This is a genomic window from Psychrobacter immobilis (genome assembly GCF_904846235.1).
Taxonomy (GTDB): domain Bacteria; phylum Pseudomonadota; class Gammaproteobacteria; order Pseudomonadales; family Moraxellaceae; genus Psychrobacter; species Psychrobacter immobilis_C.
Window position 1 is genome coordinate 160,605 of sequence record NZ_CAJGZN010000007.1, and the last position, 17,448, is coordinate 178,052.

Consider the following 17,448-nt stretch of genomic DNA (forward strand, 5'->3'; position numbering starts at 1 on the left):
GGGGATTTGGAAATATATAAAGCAGCAGAATCAGGCGGGGCTGTACTGACGCTCATGCTCGATACTTCAGGCTCTATGGGTACTAGCACCAGACGAGACTACCCCTATGATAGTATGGTTGAAGACTACGGCTTTAGCTGTGTTTGGTCTAATACTAATAAGAAAAATAGCCAGTGGGATTACGAAGACGATAAAGCATATAAAGTACATGGTACAGCAGATAGCAAGGTCATAACTATCGGTAATACAACTATTAACCACAGCCTGAAAAGTTGTAAAAAAGGCTACTGGAGTGGTAAAAATTGGATTGAGCAGACTGCTAGCCCAAACTACTATAGTCGCCTGACAACGTTACAAGACGCATTAATCACATTATTTTCACAAAAGGACAGTAATGGCAATTATATTTTAACGGAGAAAAATATAATTGGCTTGGGCAATTACTCAGTGGACAAAGATGGAGATGGAGATGCTGATGCCAAAGCTGGACGCATTATTGTACCGGCAAGGAAACTAGACAACGCTCAGCGTATTGCATTGATAAATGCTGTTAAAGCGCTAACGGCATATAATGGTACACCAGCGGCGAACGCTTATGCCGAGGCTGGTGCTTATATGATGGGTACCAATACTGTTACTAAAGAAGAGGGGAATGAAAGAGCTTTTAAAGTCTTAGGTAGAACAACTAAGATTAATGGAAGATTTGTATTAGAAAAGTGTGATAGTAATTTGTCTACTATAACAACGATTCTTGGCACAGGAAGTAGCGATCGTTTATCAGCAATCGATTGTAGACCAGGAAGATACACCGCAATCGAAAACAGTAGAATAGTCAATAGCTTGACAGGTAATGATGGCTTAGCTAGAGAAATTATCCCTGGAGGAGTTGATGACTTTTGGATAGAAAGAGGGTCGGAGGTTCGTTACTATCTCAAAAAGAACCAAAGAGTGAGTATAGCAAAAGATACTGAAGAAAGCGGCTACACAACATCAACTATAGATGCCAAAGATCCGGAAGATGATTATTTCACTTATAAAGCACCGGTTTCTGACTCACAGTGTAGTGGCTATGGCGTTTACTTCTTAACAGATGGTGAGCCAAACAATTCTTCAAACTCTATCGCCTCTGGCTTAATGAACTTAAGCCTTAAAGGTAATGGCAGTGCATTAAGTTTAGATGGTACTTGTTCTGGTGGTCTAGATAAAATCAACAATGGCACTGGCTGGTCTTGCATGGGTGAGTACGCCAAAAAACTGCGAGACATTACCAATCCTGCCAAGCGTTCAATACTAACCGCCACTGTCGGATTCGGTAAAGAGTTTGCTGGTATTAAGACTTCGGTAGATGGTGCTGGCAATACGGTTTATCATTGTAGTGATGACGACCCTACCTCATCAGTTAAACCCTCTGATCATGCAAAAAATTTATGTAGATTAGGTAGTGAAGCTTATGGCGGCGGTGGTTTTTACTACACGACAGATGCAGATAGCCTTGCTGCTAGTGTTACTAGTTTCACTGCTAAACTGACTCAAATTATCGAGACAGCGCCTTCAGGTACCATTACGATTCCCAATGATCCACTAAGCTCTACTAATCTGCAGCCATTTGCTTATTTACCTATGCTCGAGCCAAAAGTAGCTGGTTCTCAGTATGTATGGCCTGGAAATTTAAAGAAATACAATGTCTATCAAGGTACGCTATATGGTAAATCTACTTTCCCATTTAGTGAGTCTAGTAGATTATATGTAGATGATGATGGTGATGATTTTCCAGATGATTTAAGCACAAGTACTCAAGATCTGTGGAGTACCACAGATTACAAAAATGATAAAGGTGAAAGTGCGAATAATTCGATCTATGCAGGTGGCGCTTATGCACGTTTAAAGGCGCCGACTGCCGGAACTAATGCTAGTACTACTCGTAATGTGTATGTTGAGAGTGGTACAGGTAGTAATGCCAAGTTAGTAAATATTAAAGTGACAAATGGTACTGTGATTGGGTTTGATCAATTGGATTCAGATTATGGTGTAGCAGAAAAGTTGTATCTACTATCCTTTTTGGGATACAGCGTGTCCACAGATGCTGCAGCAACTATTACTGCTTTAAATACAGCCGCCGAACAAACAACAGCATTTAATGACATAGTAAAAAATCCACCAACTCAAGAGGTGAAGGTATTAGGAGGAGTCGTTCATTCAAAGCCAAGACAAGTGTCGTATGGTGCAGACTTTACAACTGATGGTGAGATATCTAACGATGAGAAAGATCGTGATGACTATATTATGTTTGGTTCCATGGATGGTGCATTACACTTAGTATCAGCAGAAAAAGGCGAGGAAACTTTTGCTTTTATTCCTAAAACTATTATCAAGAAGCAACTAAAAGCGCTGAAAGCCGACAGTGAAGGCTCTGTAGGCAGAACAGTATTCGGCGTTGACGCACCATGGACGAGTAGTTCAGTGCTAGAGTATGACTTTTCAGGAACCACCAAAAAAGTAAAAGCGACGTCAGTAAAAGCTTATGGTGGCCTAAGAATGGGTGGTAAAGGCATATACGGCTTAGATCTCACTACAAAGGACAAACCAACCTTCTTATTCTCTAAAAATACGACTGATACTGGTTTCTCCCGTCTAGGTCAAGTGTGGAGTGAGCCTACGGCTGCAAAAATCAGAGTGAAAAACGGAACAAAATACGAATCTAAGGATGTGATCATCGTTGCTGGTGGTTATGATACTTGCTATGAAAACCCAAGCTTCCAACTACAATCTAGTGGTGACAACACAAGTTGCGATAAAAAAACTCAGGCAGAAGGTAATGTGGTTTATATATTAGATGCCAGTGATGGCAGCATTATCTCATCTATATCAGGTAGCGATAGTGGTACGAACCACACTAAAGTCGATAGTATGAAGCATAGTGTGGTAGCTGGAGTTACTGCCTTAGATCGTGACGATGACGGCAATGTTGATCATCTGTATTATGCGGATCTAGGTGGGAGTGTGTACCGCGTTGATCTAAACTCAGGTGCGACGAATGCTAGTTTAGTAAAAAGAGTAGTTAGAGTGCTCAATGCTAGCTCTGGGCAGACACTACCATATCGGTTCTACGAGAGACCCATTGTCAGTTTCTACACCAGTCCCTATCAAGAAATATTTGCTTCGGTAACCATTGCATCAGGAGATCGCAGTACGCCGCTTTCTATGCTGAGAGATACTGATAACCCTAACTATTTATTTAATCTTTTTGATTATGATATCGCTCAACCTAGTATTTTTAGCTATACAGCTGATAGTTTGACGACTACAGATAAAACAATTGATGATTTAGTTAACCTACCATTTAATGAAAATGATGCTTTGAAAGATATAACTAATCGTAAAACGCTGTTACAGACGATAGCGAAAGGAGCCTATGACGATGATGAGAAACGTTATATCTACGATTATGCAGGCTGGCGTTATCCACTAACCTATTTTGATGGGTATAGCGGTGTAGAGGGAGTAAAGTCTGTAGGAGAACCTTTAGCATATGGCAATAGATTATATACAACTGTCTATAGTCCAGAAATGGTTTATGATCAGACAAATAACTGTTCTGCTAGAGTAGTAGGCGGCTCAGAACGACAAGTATATTGTATGCCTTATGGAGTATGCGATGATACTGAATCGCTTGATGGAACAGCTGGATATACTCGGGCTGGTAAAGGAATACAAGAACTGACATTAGGTGCTTATAGTAAAGACCAGCGTAATGTCAAAATGCTGATCGGTCCACAGTCACTGGCTGACCAAGTTAAAATTGCTAATCGGAATAACAATAATGTTGGTTCAGGGGGATTAAATCAAACCGATGAGGCTGGCTTGCAAGTAACAAACAACACTATTGTGAATGATGGTACAACTGGTAGTGGTGGTAAGTCTGATAATGTAGTCGCTACAAACGGTAAGGCCACAAGCGACAGTAATCTTGGGTATGAAAAATATAAATTCATACCGAAAAGATGGTATGAGCTTTATGAAGAGGAACAATAGAGTGCATGCTTCAGCTAAGAGCCACGGTAATAACCCGAAGCTTCAATCATCAGGTTTTACTTTAATAGAGTTGATGATTGTCGTAGTTATTGTTGCCATACTAGCTGCTATTGCGATCCCAAGCTATCGTCAATATGCGATTATGAATGCTGAACGTGATGTACAAGCTAAAATGTTGCAGTTAGAGATACAGTTAGAGCGATGGCGAGCAACAGCGTTAACTTATAAAGGTTTTAGACCAAAAGTAGTTAGCAGTAGTAGCACAGCGACGTACGCCTATGATGCTAACAACACAACTATCTATGTCCCTCAAGGTAGTGATTCAACCAATTATCGTTATCAGATCACATTAGTGGATGGTGTCAATACTGCTAGCTCATTAGTACCAGCTACTACGACAGGTATTGACAATACAACTGGTAGAAGCTGGAAGATGCTAGCTGAACCAAGAGGTTCGGGGGTTACAGAATATGCTAGCTATTTTATGCTATCTAGCACAGGTTTAAGCTGTCAAAATAAAAATAAAGTGAAAATAGGAGATAGTGATTGTGGTACGGGTCAAGGAGAGTGGTGATGTGGATTGATTCGAACACGACAGTCACCGTTTTTAAGAAGCATTCTGGTTTTACATTGATCGAACTAATGATCGTCGTCGCCATCATTGGAATTCTAGCTGCGATTGCTTATCCAAGTTACCAACAATATGTTATCAAAACTAAACGCACCGATATGATGAGCGAGATGCATAATATTGCCTCTGAAATACAAAGTCGTAAGTTGGCGCAAGGGGCCTATAGTAATGCACTTGTTACAGGGTTAGATGGTGACTATCCTAAGCAAGGTGATGCTCTATATACAATAAGCTTTACTCCTAATCCGCTCACTTCGGATTGGAGTATCATAGCCACGCCTAAAAATGCCAGTCAAATGGCGAACGATGGTACATTGAGTTTGAATTTCCAAGGCATAAAATGTCGTGGAGATGATCTGAACAAAAAATGCGGAACAGGCGATGAATGGAGATGAGCTGTTAGTGACATACTTTATGTATAGCTGACAAAAAATGTCAGCTAAGATTGCATTAAATAATGACAAGTTACATAAACTGACACTTTTTAGTAAGTAAGTAATAAGATTTATACAGATATTTATTAAATAGTTGCTTTGAATTTTATTCAATAACGTAAGACTTAGTTAAAATATATTATTAATGATTAAATTAGATTAATGATAATAAGTTGGCACGCTACCTGCAGCAATAATACGAAGGTTAGATGAGTAAATTAAGTAACTACTCATACTAATAACCTCATATATATAATAGATAGCAGATAGTGATACTGAATAGCGTATCAACTGACTTGTTATCAACTTACTCCAAAGGACATACTATGAACGCTACTACTCAAAAAGGTTTTACCTTAATCGAACTAATGATCGTTATCGCTATTATCGGTATCCTAGCGGCGATCGCTCTGCCTGCTTATCAGGATTATACTAATCGCGCTAAAGTAACTGAAGTTATTACTTACATGAGTTCAGCTAAAACTGGCGTAGCTGAGCAATATGCTACTACTACTAATTTAACTGGCATTGATAATGAAAAAGCTGGTTTAGATAAGACTGCTGCGAATAACACATCTACATATGTTAAAGACATTACTATCACAGATGGCAAAATTGTCGCTACTGTAAAAGGGCTTAATAATGCATGTGATGACAAAACAATCACTTTAACTCCAACACCAAATACTACTACTAAAAATTTAGAATGGGCTGGTTCGTCAGCAACAGAATGTACCAAATATGTTCCTGCTAACTTCCGTAACACTGGTACCTAGTAGTTAATATATATAGCACTTTAAAAAGTAAAGAGCTATTAGTAGCTTTTTACTTTTTGCTTTTTATTTTAGGTTTCACTACCGGTTTTAGTTATAGCTTCTATAATGAGTTTAGATTTTTACAGATTATAGTTTTATTATTCTTGGGAACATATGGCCTAAAGTATAAACAATTTATCATTACAAAGCTGGAGCTACTATTTTTAGTATTTATTATAGTAGGTAGCTTTTTTTTGCAACAGCCTGAATTTGTTATTACTGAGTTATTATTAGTTTACTTGCTTTATAAAACCTTCCAAACTATAAATTACAATAATTTAGTTACTAAAATTATCGTATTAGCAACTTTTCTATTATTTTTTCTCTTTCCTCTATCTCTTATTGATTATCTGCAAACAGGTAGTTATAGAGCGTTGTGGTATCCCTTGCCATGGAATATTAGAGTATATAATAGCTATTTTCTTATCACTTCTATTTTAGCCACATGGTTTTACTTAACAGAAAATAAATACAAGTTGGTCTATCTGCTGTATTTATTTTTGGGATGTTTTGCGGTATTGCTTGATGGTGGGCGCTCGGTAACGTTGGCCTATAGCGCGTTTATGGCGATCATAGCTTTGTATCATACGCGCGTGCGTGTGGTATTGATCGGTGTGTATTTGGCCTCTTGGGTTGCGTATCTTGGCGTGACATATCTTGCTACTATCGGTCAAGACAGCAGGCTGCGTATTGCGCGTGAATCCTCAAGTGGTCGGCTTGATTTGTGGCAGAATGCTATGAGCTGCTGGGTTGAGCATCCGATCATCGGCTGCGGGTTTTATGAGCTAGACAAGTACCCGCACTTATCTGCGCACCCTCACAACCTATTCATTCAAGTATTATCAGAAATGGGTCTTATCGGTTTTGGGTTTTTGTTAGTTATCATATACAGTATCGTAAAGCGCGTTAGTTGGGATATGAAGCGCAATGCGTTTGTGATAGCGGCACTTTTGGCAGTGACGATAGATATGTCATTATCAGGCATACATATCTATCCTGTGACCCAAATGGTTCTACTGTGGCTGTTCGTGTTCTTATTAAAAAACCCTGCATTTGCGCACGCAAAATACTTTAATCAGCCATTTATGCAAGCTAGCCGTATTCAGCAAGTGTTGTCGTTAGCGTTATATACCGTAATAGGGGCGTGGTTTTTATACTTAAGTATACAAGCGTCTAACTTTAGCGATGAGATGCCGATCACGCCGCCGCGATTTTGGGTATATGGCTATTATCTTTTTTAGTTTCATCTGAAACGTGGCACACTCCCTGCACTATAGCGTTATCATCATTATTAATAATAACGCTATGAAACATCAATACCATACTGTTGTAGATTGTCACCTGACACAATCGGGCTATACACTTATTGAATTAATGATTGCCCTCGCCATCATTGGTACTCTCGCAGCGATAGCGACCGTCAATTATCAAGTGCAGGTCAGACAGACACAAGTGATGACCATTTATCAAGAGATCAATCACTACCGAATGACCTATCAGATACTCATGAGTGAGGGCGCAGGAGTGACGGACTATAGCCCAAGTGGATTAAACATGCCGCGCGCTAGCAAATATTGCCAGTTTGGGGGCACCGCACCGGTTAGAGGCGCAAATACCCCTAACGCGATCATGTGCAGTATTCAAAACTTACCGTACCTAAAGGGTAAGTCGCTACATTTAGATCTTATGGACGACGGCAAGTGGCAGTGCCGAGCTAGCTCAGATATCAGTGAAGCGTATTTGCCACAGGCGTGTCAGTAGGTACTTTGATGATTTCACGCAAGCGATGATAGTGTGGGTTGGCGCAACGTGCCCCGTCTTTGTTCAGGCAAATATTCAACGGCAGGTTACGCCTTGACTGCATTCTCTACGAGAATTTGACAAGTCTAACCCACCCTACAAAGCCTACCGCTCACACCAAATAACCACTTCCCAAACACGCCCATCCCCCAATAGTGTAAAATCCCCACATCCAAAACATAATGATGACTCATTTTATGCAAAAAAAGGTGTTAGGCGTTTGCCTTGTAATTGCGCTGCTAGAGGGTTTTGCCGGTTTGGGCATTGAGATTTATGCCATTCGTATCTCCGCCACTTATATCGGCGCGTCCATCTCGATTACTGGCGTCATCCTCGCGATGGTACTGATCGCCATTGCCGTGGGTTACTGGTATGGCGGGCGCCTCTCGCAAGATATTCACACCCCAAGACAAGCGCTGCTCAAGGCCGGACACGTTTTATCCTTATCGGCTATCTCTCATGCTATCGCCTGTATTATCCAATTGCCATTGCTTGCCGCCATGACCGCTAGTATTGATAGTCCGATTATCGCCGCCATCGGCATTGGGCTATTATTCGGGGTAGGGCTAGCGTTTGGCTCGACCGCTATTCCGCTAATTACCCAGTTTTTATCTTTAAAGTATGAAAATCATGACGGCGTTGATGCTGGCAAGAACGCTGGGATGATGGTGGCGATTACTACTGTCGGTAGCGTGCTTGGCTCGACGCTGACGCCGATATTGTTATTGCCTTATATTGGCCTAATGAGTAGCCTCGCGTTATTTATCGCCGCTTTAGCCATTAGCGCTTATTTATGTACGCGCTTAGCAGTGCAAGTTGAGAGTGATGAGCCGCTAAGTCTATCGACCCATCGCAGCAATTATAGCCTTGCGCTGGCGGCAGTCGTGGTGACTTTGACCTTTATCTTTGTCAATAAAGTCGATACTGGCTATCAGACTGCGACAAACGCTTGGTTTATTAAACAAACCGTCATCGACAAGCAATTAGCGGTGACTATTACCGATAAACCCGGGCAGACGACCAGTAGCTGCTGGCTCTATCTCGCCAAAAAGAACTGCCACTGGTACGGCAAGATCACTGTCGAAACCATTGATAATATCAAACCTGAGACTTTAGTCTTCCTTGGCGGGGCAGGGATGGGCACCCCTAGCGAAGTGGCGCACCACAACCCGAATATGGCGCTGACGGTTATCGACATTGATAAGGGGTTACCCGACATTGTAGAAGCGCACTTCTTAAAAGCACCAATCGCGCCCAATATTAAGTTCATCGGTGATGATGCGCGTGGCTATTTAACCCGTCATCGTGACGCCAGCTATGACTTTATGCTGATTGATGCCTTTCAAGGGCGTCATGTGGCAGGGAACTTGTACACTATTGAAGCACTACGCCAGTTTCAGGACAACAGTAGCTATATTATGGCTAATATGATCGGCAAGGCCAACGCAGAGCATGGCTATAGCCAAACGCTATTTAACAACTGGCATGAGGTATTCGGTGATGACGCTTATATCCTCACTAAGACGACAACGAATCCAAATAATAGCGAAGCGATACAGAACATCATGCTTTGCAATTTTCAATGTTCAGGTAGCGTCAAGCTTGCGCAAGTAGCGTTTTTTAACCCCTCGCAAGCGCTACACACCGATGATGTGCCGAGGTTGGATCGGTATTATTATCGGGCGATGTAGATACCGCTCAATTAAATGACTTACGGCATAAAAAAAGACCGCAGCAAAAGCTACGGCCTAATGTATAAAGATTTTGTTTATAGCGACATCACTTTTCTAAATACTGAATCTTACCTTCTACACCATCCCACTTTTCAGCTTCTGGCATTTGCCCTTTCATCTCAGTGATATTCGGCCATTTTTGCGCCAGCTCTTCATTTAACTGAGTGAACATTTCTTGGTCTTTGGGTACTTCATCTTCTGAGAAGATAGCATTGGCCGGACATTCAGGCTCGCATAGCGCGCAGTCGATGCACTCATCAGGATCGATGACTAGGAAGTTTGGGCCTTCATAAAAGCAGTCCACAGGACAGACTTCTACACAGTCGGTGTATTTGCAAAGAATGCAGTTATCTGTAACGACAAAGGTCATAGTGAGGTCTACCTGTTATTGGATTGGCTGATATAGTCAATCTCTTTCAAAAGAATTATTGTGTCAGCCTTGCCTGAAGTATTACTTATACCTCTGCGCTCAGCTGCAGTGTAATTCTTTCAAATTAAATCAACTATAAGGGCTACATAGAATAGTTGGAAAATAAAGCGTATTTTAGCGCCTTTACTACACTTTGACAATTCCCTTTAATGACTAATGATTTTCTTAAGATGATAAAGTAAATCATGCGCTTGTTTGGGCGTTAAGCTATCAGGGTCAATTATGCTCAGCTCATCTTGCAAGCTAAATAGCTGATTTTGTTTTGGATTGTTCAATGTGTCTGCCGCTTGAGTAGTATGACTTACTTCTTGATTGAGAGTAGCATCATTATAACTTTCTTGCCGTTTATCCTTTACTGACTTAGCTAATTCATTTTTATCATCAATAGTTTTTACTTTATCTACGGTTAAATGGTCTAACTGTAAGTTGTCTGCTAGATAGCGCTTAGCATCCTCTAGCACTTGGGTGGGAATACCAGCCATCTTTGCGACATGCAGCCCAAAGCTAGAACTCGCTGCACCATCCTTAATTTGGTGCAATAGCAATAACTGACCATCGACTTCACTGGCTGCTACATGGACATTACGGATATCAGCATGATGCTTGCCAATATCATTTGTTAATTGTGTCAGTTCAAAATAGTGAGTGGCAAATAACGTCAGGCAGCCAATCTCGACTAGGCGATTGACACAGGCATGGGCGATGGCCAAACCGTCAGTGGTGGCAGTACCGCGACCGACTTCGTCCATTAATACCAGTGATTTATTGGTTGCTTGATTTAAGATATTGGCCGTCTCGATCATCTCTACCATAAAGGTCGATTTGCCACCAGCCAAGTCATCAGCTGATCCGATACGTGTAAAAATGCGGTCGATATCACCAATATTCGCATGCTCAGCTGGCACAAAGCTGCCGCAATGAGCAAGCAAAACAATCAGCGCTGTTTGGCGCATATAGGTAGACTTACCACCCATATTAGGGCCAGTAATCAGAAGCAGTCTTTCAGGGGTTTCATCACTACCTAATGAGCAATCATTGGCGACAAAGTGGTTTGTACTTAATGAATTATTACTCCTATTATTCGCATTCGTTTGATTTAATGCCGCTTCAACCACGACGTGACGACCTTGACGAATATCAATGCTGGTTTGACTTTTGGTTACTGATTCGCTTTGGTCTTTTGTATGTAGACCCATGGTTGGGCGCTGCCAGTTATACGTCATGGCAAGCTGGGCCCAATTGCTTAACACATCTAATTGGGCGATAGCCGCGCTAAGCTGTTGTAGATCAGCCAAATGTTGGTTTAGTTGATTTAAGAGTTCTTGATACAGCTGCTTTTCACGAGCCAATGCTAAGGACTGGGCACTTAGATATTCTGTCTCGACTTCCTTTAGCTCATCAGTGATAAAGCGCTCACTACTTTTGAGCGTTTGCCGACGGATAAAGTGGGCAGGGGCATTCTTCGCCTGCATTTTGGGCAATTCAAAATAGAAGCCGCTAACTTTATTAAAGCCAACTTTTAGACTCGGTAATTGATTGTCTTGACGGGCACGCTCGACCATCTCGTCTAGCGTCGATTGAATATTGTCATGCAAATGGGTAAGGCGATCAAACTCTTCATCGTAGCCCGCTGCTAGCATTCCTCCATCGCGAATATGCGCAGGCGGTTCAATGACAATAGCGCGTTCGATTAATTCAGCGACGGATTGAACAGCAGGTAGTTGATCTGGCAATTGCTGCATCAACATTGGTAATAGGCCAGCGTCTTCATGACTGATACCCGATGCTGTCAATAGAGTAGTAAGCTGAGCACCACTAGCGATACCATCGGCGAGCTTGCGTAAGTCACGAGGTTTGGCACTCATTAGCCCGATTCGACTGCTGATTCGTTCAATATCGCCAATGGTATTCAGTGTTTCTCGTAAACGTGTAACCAGTGAGCTATCTTTCAAATCCTGGTTTGACTCAATTGAGTCACTCTCTGGGCTTAGCAAACAAGTTATCGCATCTAGACGCATATTGATACGTGAATGCTGACGCAGTGGACGCTTCATTTGCTGCACGAGTAGGCGCTTTCCCATCGGGGTCTGACAATGATTCAGCACAGATATCAAAGAAGTGCCATTGCTACTAACAGGGGTAAATAGCTCGAGATTTTTCTGGCTATTGGCATCGATAATTAGGTAGTCATCACTATACTCGACAATGAGTTGGTTCACTTGTGGTACATGGCGTTGCTGAGTCTGACGCGCATAGTGGATAAGCGCAGCGCAGCTGGTTTGTGTAAGTGGAGCCTCAGCAATACCTAATCCATCAAGACGCTGGACTTCGAACTGCTGACAAAGCGTGTCACTGGCATGCTCACGATGAAAGTCATTGGCAGCAACTTCTATAATAGGGCAGTCCAGATTTTGTCGTAACCACAGTAGCCACTCTGTATCATTGCTTCCAATGCTGCCGCCAACGCCATCAATAAGCGCTTCACTAACGATGCATTCACTGGGCGCAAAACGTACTAATACAGTAAGCATTTGAGTTTGCAAGCCATCTATATCGCTTTTATCTGCTATCAATGTCTGGGTAGTCAATGTACCTGCAGCCAAATCCATCTGGCTAACGGCTGCTTGTAACGTCTGGCTATTGTCTTGCGTTTTCACAGTCGCAATATCGATGGCGACCACAGTCGGCGTATGATTAGGTGCAATCAACGCGTCATCAGTAATGGTACCTGCTGTAAGTGTTTTAACTACTTCACGGCGCATGATGCTACCAGCGGCAGATTTGCTTTTATCTTTCTTTTGCTTGTCGCCCATCGCAGGGACATTGGACTTATTATCAGCGTTACCAGTTGTCGATTCGTCAATTTGTTCGCATACAACTACTGTCTGACCAGCAGCGATCAAGCGTGCCATATAGCTATCGGCTGCATGAAACGGTACGCCCGCCATGGCTATCGTGTTGCCTGCTTTATCCGTACCACGGCGCGTCAATGTGATATCTAATATTTGCGCCGCTCGCTTAGCATCGTCAAAGAACAGCTCATAGAAGTCACCCATCCGGTACAAGAGCAATGCTTGTGGATAGTTGGCTTTCATGGTTAGATATTGCACCATCATCGGCGTATGGTCTGCTAGGTTATAAACGGCATTGCCTATACTTAAGCAGTCAGAGGTCTCTTGTTTTGATAAGGGTTTTTCTGATGAATTAGGATTTGACGACTGATTTTGTCCAGATGGCTTTACGGTCATGCAGAGTCTCTTATAGTGCTTTAATGGGTTGTAATGAGTATTTTGTGATAGAGATACTAAAGGGTTATTTATCTTATATATGAGTTTGATAGATAGCTTTGGCTTTATCAATATGCCAGTTACTTATAGATAAATGGCTCCACGACAAATTTTGAGCCAAGATGCAGTGGTAGCAAACGTACAAAAATCAAACCGCGACAAACAAATAAAGTCGCTGAAAAAGCTAAGAAATTTAAGAAGGTATTCGCTATTTTAACACGTCCTACTAGGTTTTTACTGTGGCAAATATCTACTCGCTGCCCTTGTATCCATCAGCGTCATAACCATATATAATGACGGCACACTTAATTGGGCGATACTAAATTAGGTAGTACTTAGTCGGGTGATGACAAGGCAGAGAGCTAAGCTTTGGCTAATGCGCACTAATTATCGAATATTCCATAGGTCAAAAAATTATGTTATCAAAGATTATAGGCAGTGTGGTTGGCACCAAAAATGACCGCGAATTAAAACGCATGCGTAAAGTGGTCAGCAAGATCAACGCACGAGAGGCTGAAATACAAGCCCTGTCTGATGAGCAACTACAACAAAAAACTGAAGAATTTAAAGCCAGACATCAAAAAGGCGAAAGCTTAGATGCATTATTGCCAGAGGCATTTGCCGTCTGCCGCGAAGCATCATTACGTGTCAACGGCATGCGTCACTATGACGTGCAGCTGATCGGTGGTATCACCTTGCACGAAGGCAAAATCGCTGAGATGAAAACTGGTGAAGGTAAAACCCTAATGGGAACCTTGGCCATGTATCTGAACGCAATTAGTGGTAAAGGCGTGCATTTGGTCACGGTCAACGATTATTTGGCTGCGCGTGATGCTGAGCTAAACCGTCCGTTGTTTGGGTTTTTGGGTATGACTGTTGGTGTGATTTACTCACAGCAGCCGCCACAAGAAAAAATCGAAGCTTATCAAGCTGACATTACCTATGGTACCAATAACGAATACGGCTTCGATTATCTGCGCGATAACATGGTGTTTAGTCTTGCTGAGAAAAAACAGCGCCCGTTAAACTTTTGTATTATCGATGAAATTGACTCAATCTTGATTGATGAAGCTCGTACGCCGCTTATTATCTCGGGTCAAGCTGAAGATTCATCACGCATGTACGCGTTGATTAATACGATTATTCCTGTGCTGATTCGTTCAAAAGACGAAGAAGCAAACAAGAATAACGAAGAAGAAGACTTCTGGATTGATGAAAAAAATCGCCAGATTGAGATCAGCGAAAAAGGCTATGAAAAAATCGAGCGCTTCTTAATCGAAGTGGGCGAGCTGGGTGAAAACGAAAGCTTATATAGCCCAAGTCGTTTGCCACTTTTGGCTCACGTTCAAGCTGCCATTCGTGCGCATCATGTGTTTGTCAAAAACGTTCACTATATCGTGGATGAAGGCGAAGTGGTCATCGTTGATGAAAATACAGGCCGTACCATGCCTGGTCGTCGCTGGTCAGAAGGCTTGCATCAAGCAGTAGAAGCGAAAGAAAACGTTGAGATCCAAGCAGAGAACCAAACGCTTGCCACCACGACCTTCCAGAACTACTTCCGTCTATATGACAAGTTATCTGGTATGACGGGTACCGCTGATACTGAAGCTGCTGAGTTCAAATCTACTTACGATCTAGATGTCATTGTGATTCCAACGCATGAGCCAATTGCTCGTATCGATATGGATGACCAGATTTTCCTAACCAAGTTAGGCAAATACAAAGGCATCATTCGCGAAATTAAAGAAATTCAAGCCAAAGGCGCGCCAGTACTGGTTGGTACAGCGACGATTGAGGCCAGTGAAGAATTGTCTTACTTGCTTGATCAAGAAGGCGTTAAGCATAACGTTCTAAACGCCAAGCAGCATGAGCGTGAAGCAGAAATTATCGCACAGGCAGGTAGTCCAAAGTCAGTCACAATCGCCACCAACATGGCAGGCCGTGGTACGGATATTATCCTTGGGGGTAACTGGCAGTCGTTTATCGAAGATATCGATGCGGTTAGCCCAGAGGAGATGCAGCGTCTAAAATCTCAATGGCAAGTCAAACATGACCAAGTCGTAGCAGCTGGTGGTTTACATATCATCGGCTCTGAGCGCCATGAGTCACGCCGTATTGATAACCAGTTACGTGGTCGTGCTGGTCGTCAGGGTGACCCTGGTATGTCACGCTTTTTCTTATCGCTTGAAGATGATCTCATGCGTATCTTCGCAGGCGATCGTGTGGTCAATATGATGCGTGCGATGGGTCTCAAAGAAGATGAAGCCATCGAACATAAAATGGTCTCTAAATCGATCGAAAACGCCCAAGGCAAAGTTGAGAGTCGCGATTTTGATGCTCGTAAAAACCTACTGAAATACGATGATGTTGCCAATGAGCAGCGTAAAGTTATCTACGGTCAGCGTGATGATTTATTAGCAGAGATGGACTTATTAGAAGCCATCGAAGTGATGCATCATGAAGTATATAACGCGATGATCAATCAGTTTATTCCGCCTGGCTCTATTGATGACCAGTGGAATATTGACGGCTTAGAAGACGAGTTAGAAGACGAGTTCAAAATCTCGATGCCGATTAACGATTGGTTAGATGAAGATCGCCGTCTGGATGAAGAAGGGCTGCGTGAGAAAATCGTTCAAACGGCGATAGATCGTTATCACAGTCGCCGTGAGCAGATGGGTGAAAAAGACGCCGCTCAGCTTGAGCGTCATTTCATGCTACAGAGTCTAGATAAGCATTGGAAAGAGCATTTAACGCAAATGGATCAGCTACGCAAAGGTATTCATCTGCGGGGTTATGCACAGAAAAACCCTGAGCAGGAATACAAGCGTGAGTCGTTTGAATTGTTCCAGATGATGCTTGGTGCAATTAAGTCTGAGACCGTACAAGACTTGTCACGTGTTCACATCCCAACCAAAGAAGAACTGGAAGCATTAGAAATTCAGCAACGTGAGAACGCTGCCCATATGCAAATGCAGTTTGAGCATGACGATGTAGATAACTTGGATAGCAATGCGAGTGGTTCAGCTGCTCAGCCGCAACCACAAAGCCGCACTCTAAACAGCAGTGCTGCGGCAGCTGGCGTTGGTGCTGCTATAGCAGGTAACGGTAGTAATGCTAACGAACCAAATCCATATGTAGGTATGAATATCAGTCGTAATGCAGCGTGTCCTTGTGGATCAGGTCTTAAATACAAGCAGTGTCATGGTAAAATCTAGTCGTTCGTCATGGCAAGTTAATAGTTATGTATTGAACTGCTATTAGAGACAGCCTTTACCTGAAAAAGCCCTTATCTTAAGTAGATAGGGGCTTTTTCATATCTGTTAGATAACTTATGCAAACTTAAAACTTGCTAGATTGAGACCAACGAACACTTTGTATTGATTACTTACAAATTCAGCATAGGCGTGAATTTATGGACACGCTATAGTGTTTAACATATTTATTTGGGAGAGTATCATGAGTGTAGAATTCTTAAAAAAAGTACGCAGCTCAGTAGTTTTAACAAGTTTGTTGGCTGGCGCCTTGACGGTCAGTGCTTGTCAGCAACAGTCAGAGCCGGAGTCGGGCATGGAAGAGGGTGCTAATACAGAAGAGTCCGTTCCAATGTCAGCGGAGCCTGCTGAACCTAGTGATGTCGTCGTCGATACCGAAGACGCTTCACTTAACGAAGTAGAAGGTGATACCACCGCTTCAGTAAACAGCGGTGTGATGCAGATGTCGTATCTATGTACACCTGAACTAAAAGTTGAGGCGACTTATAAAGAAGATGCCAATCAAGTTGTTGTTGCGACCGATATGGGTACAGTAACGTTGAACCAAACCAATGAAGGTAGTAATCCTGAAGTGTTTGAAGTGGCGACCGCAATTGATGGTGGTCAAGGCTTCACACAGTGGCGCGTAGGGCATGAAGCTCGTAAAACTGGCGTCATGCGTACTGCTGGTGCAGATGAGTCAAATGTGAATACATTCGAGTGTAATGAAGCCTCATAGTTGGTCTTCAATACTGAGTAAGTAATAGGCATTAGAAAAAGCAACGCTAAGATAGCGTTGCTTTTTCATGTTGTGAAATAATCTTTATCAATCATACAATTTTATAGTAACTAAACTATCAGCGCTTATTTTAACGGAGTTGTATCAGAACCATGAGCCAACAGACGGTAATCCCCCCAATAAATAAGAACACTTACAAATAGAGATTAACTGCTAAAATACACCAGCAGGAGAATCCTATGAAAAAGACACGCTTTAGCGACAACCAAATCGTCAACATCCTAAAACAAGCC

Annotated in this window: 11 protein-coding genes; 9 read left to right on the forward strand and 2 right to left on the reverse strand. The window is 42.3% G+C overall.

Annotated features, from left to right (window positions below):
* Positions 1-6: 6 nt before the first annotated feature.
* From JMX07_RS06850 to JMX07_RS06880, 7 genes are all read left to right on the forward strand, one after another.
* A complete protein-coding gene (locus JMX07_RS06850) occupies positions 7-4,032 on the forward strand; it encodes a PilC/PilY family type IV pilus protein (RefSeq protein WP_201607013.1) in 4,026 nt (1,341 codons plus the stop codon).
* 73 nt (positions 4,033-4,105) lie between these two features.
* Positions 4,106-4,606, forward strand: coding sequence for a pilus assembly protein PilE (locus JMX07_RS06855; protein WP_413786663.1), 501 nt, complete (start codon positions 4,106-4,108; stop codon positions 4,604-4,606).
* On the forward strand, positions 4,606-5,058 hold the full coding sequence (locus JMX07_RS06860; protein WP_201607016.1) for a type IV pilin protein: 453 nt from the start codon (positions 4,606-4,608) through the stop codon (positions 5,056-5,058). The genes JMX07_RS06855 and JMX07_RS06860 overlap by 1 nt, the downstream gene beginning before the upstream one ends.
* Positions 5,059-5,423: 365 nt before the next feature.
* Positions 5,424-5,873: a pilin gene (locus JMX07_RS06865; protein WP_201607017.1), complete on the forward strand. Its 450-nt coding sequence runs from the start codon at positions 5,424-5,426 to the stop codon at positions 5,871-5,873.
* A gap of 539 nt (positions 5,874-6,412) precedes the next feature.
* Positions 6,413-7,153 (forward strand): O-antigen ligase family protein, encoded by a 741-nt coding sequence (locus tag JMX07_RS13590; protein ID WP_227684682.1) that lies wholly within the window; start codon positions 6,413-6,415, stop codon positions 7,151-7,153.
* A gap of 64 nt (positions 7,154-7,217) precedes the next feature.
* Positions 7,218-7,673 (forward strand): pilin, encoded by a 456-nt coding sequence (locus JMX07_RS06875; protein WP_201607018.1) that lies wholly within the window; start codon positions 7,218-7,220, stop codon positions 7,671-7,673.
* 236 nt (positions 7,674-7,909) lie between these two features.
* Positions 7,910-9,403, forward strand: coding sequence for a fused MFS/spermidine synthase (locus JMX07_RS06880; RefSeq protein ID WP_201607019.1), 1,494 nt, complete (start codon positions 7,910-7,912; stop codon positions 9,401-9,403).
* A gap of 88 nt (positions 9,404-9,491) precedes the next feature.
* Here JMX07_RS06880 and fdxA read toward each other — a convergent pair whose 3' ends face one another.
* On the reverse strand, positions 9,492-9,815 hold the full coding sequence (fdxA, locus tag JMX07_RS06885) for a ferredoxin FdxA (RefSeq protein WP_010195798.1): 324 nt from the start codon (positions 9,813-9,815) through the stop codon (positions 9,492-9,494).
* Positions 9,816-10,021: 206 nt separating this feature from the next.
* Positions 10,022-13,123 (reverse strand): DNA mismatch repair protein MutS, encoded by a 3,102-nt coding sequence (mutS, locus tag JMX07_RS06890; protein WP_201607020.1) that lies wholly within the window; start codon positions 13,121-13,123, stop codon positions 10,022-10,024.
* A 455-nt stretch (positions 13,124-13,578) separates the two neighbouring features.
* Between mutS and secA the strand changes: the two genes are divergently transcribed.
* Complete coding sequence (secA, locus tag JMX07_RS06895; protein WP_201607022.1) at positions 13,579-16,380, forward strand: preprotein translocase subunit SecA; 2,802 nt, start codon at positions 13,579-13,581, stop codon at positions 16,378-16,380.
* Between the two features lie 241 nt (positions 16,381-16,621).
* Positions 16,622-17,155: a hypothetical protein gene (locus JMX07_RS06900; RefSeq protein ID WP_201607024.1), complete on the forward strand. Its 534-nt coding sequence runs from the start codon at positions 16,622-16,624 to the stop codon at positions 17,153-17,155.
* The last annotated feature ends 293 nt before the right edge of the window (positions 17,156-17,448 follow it).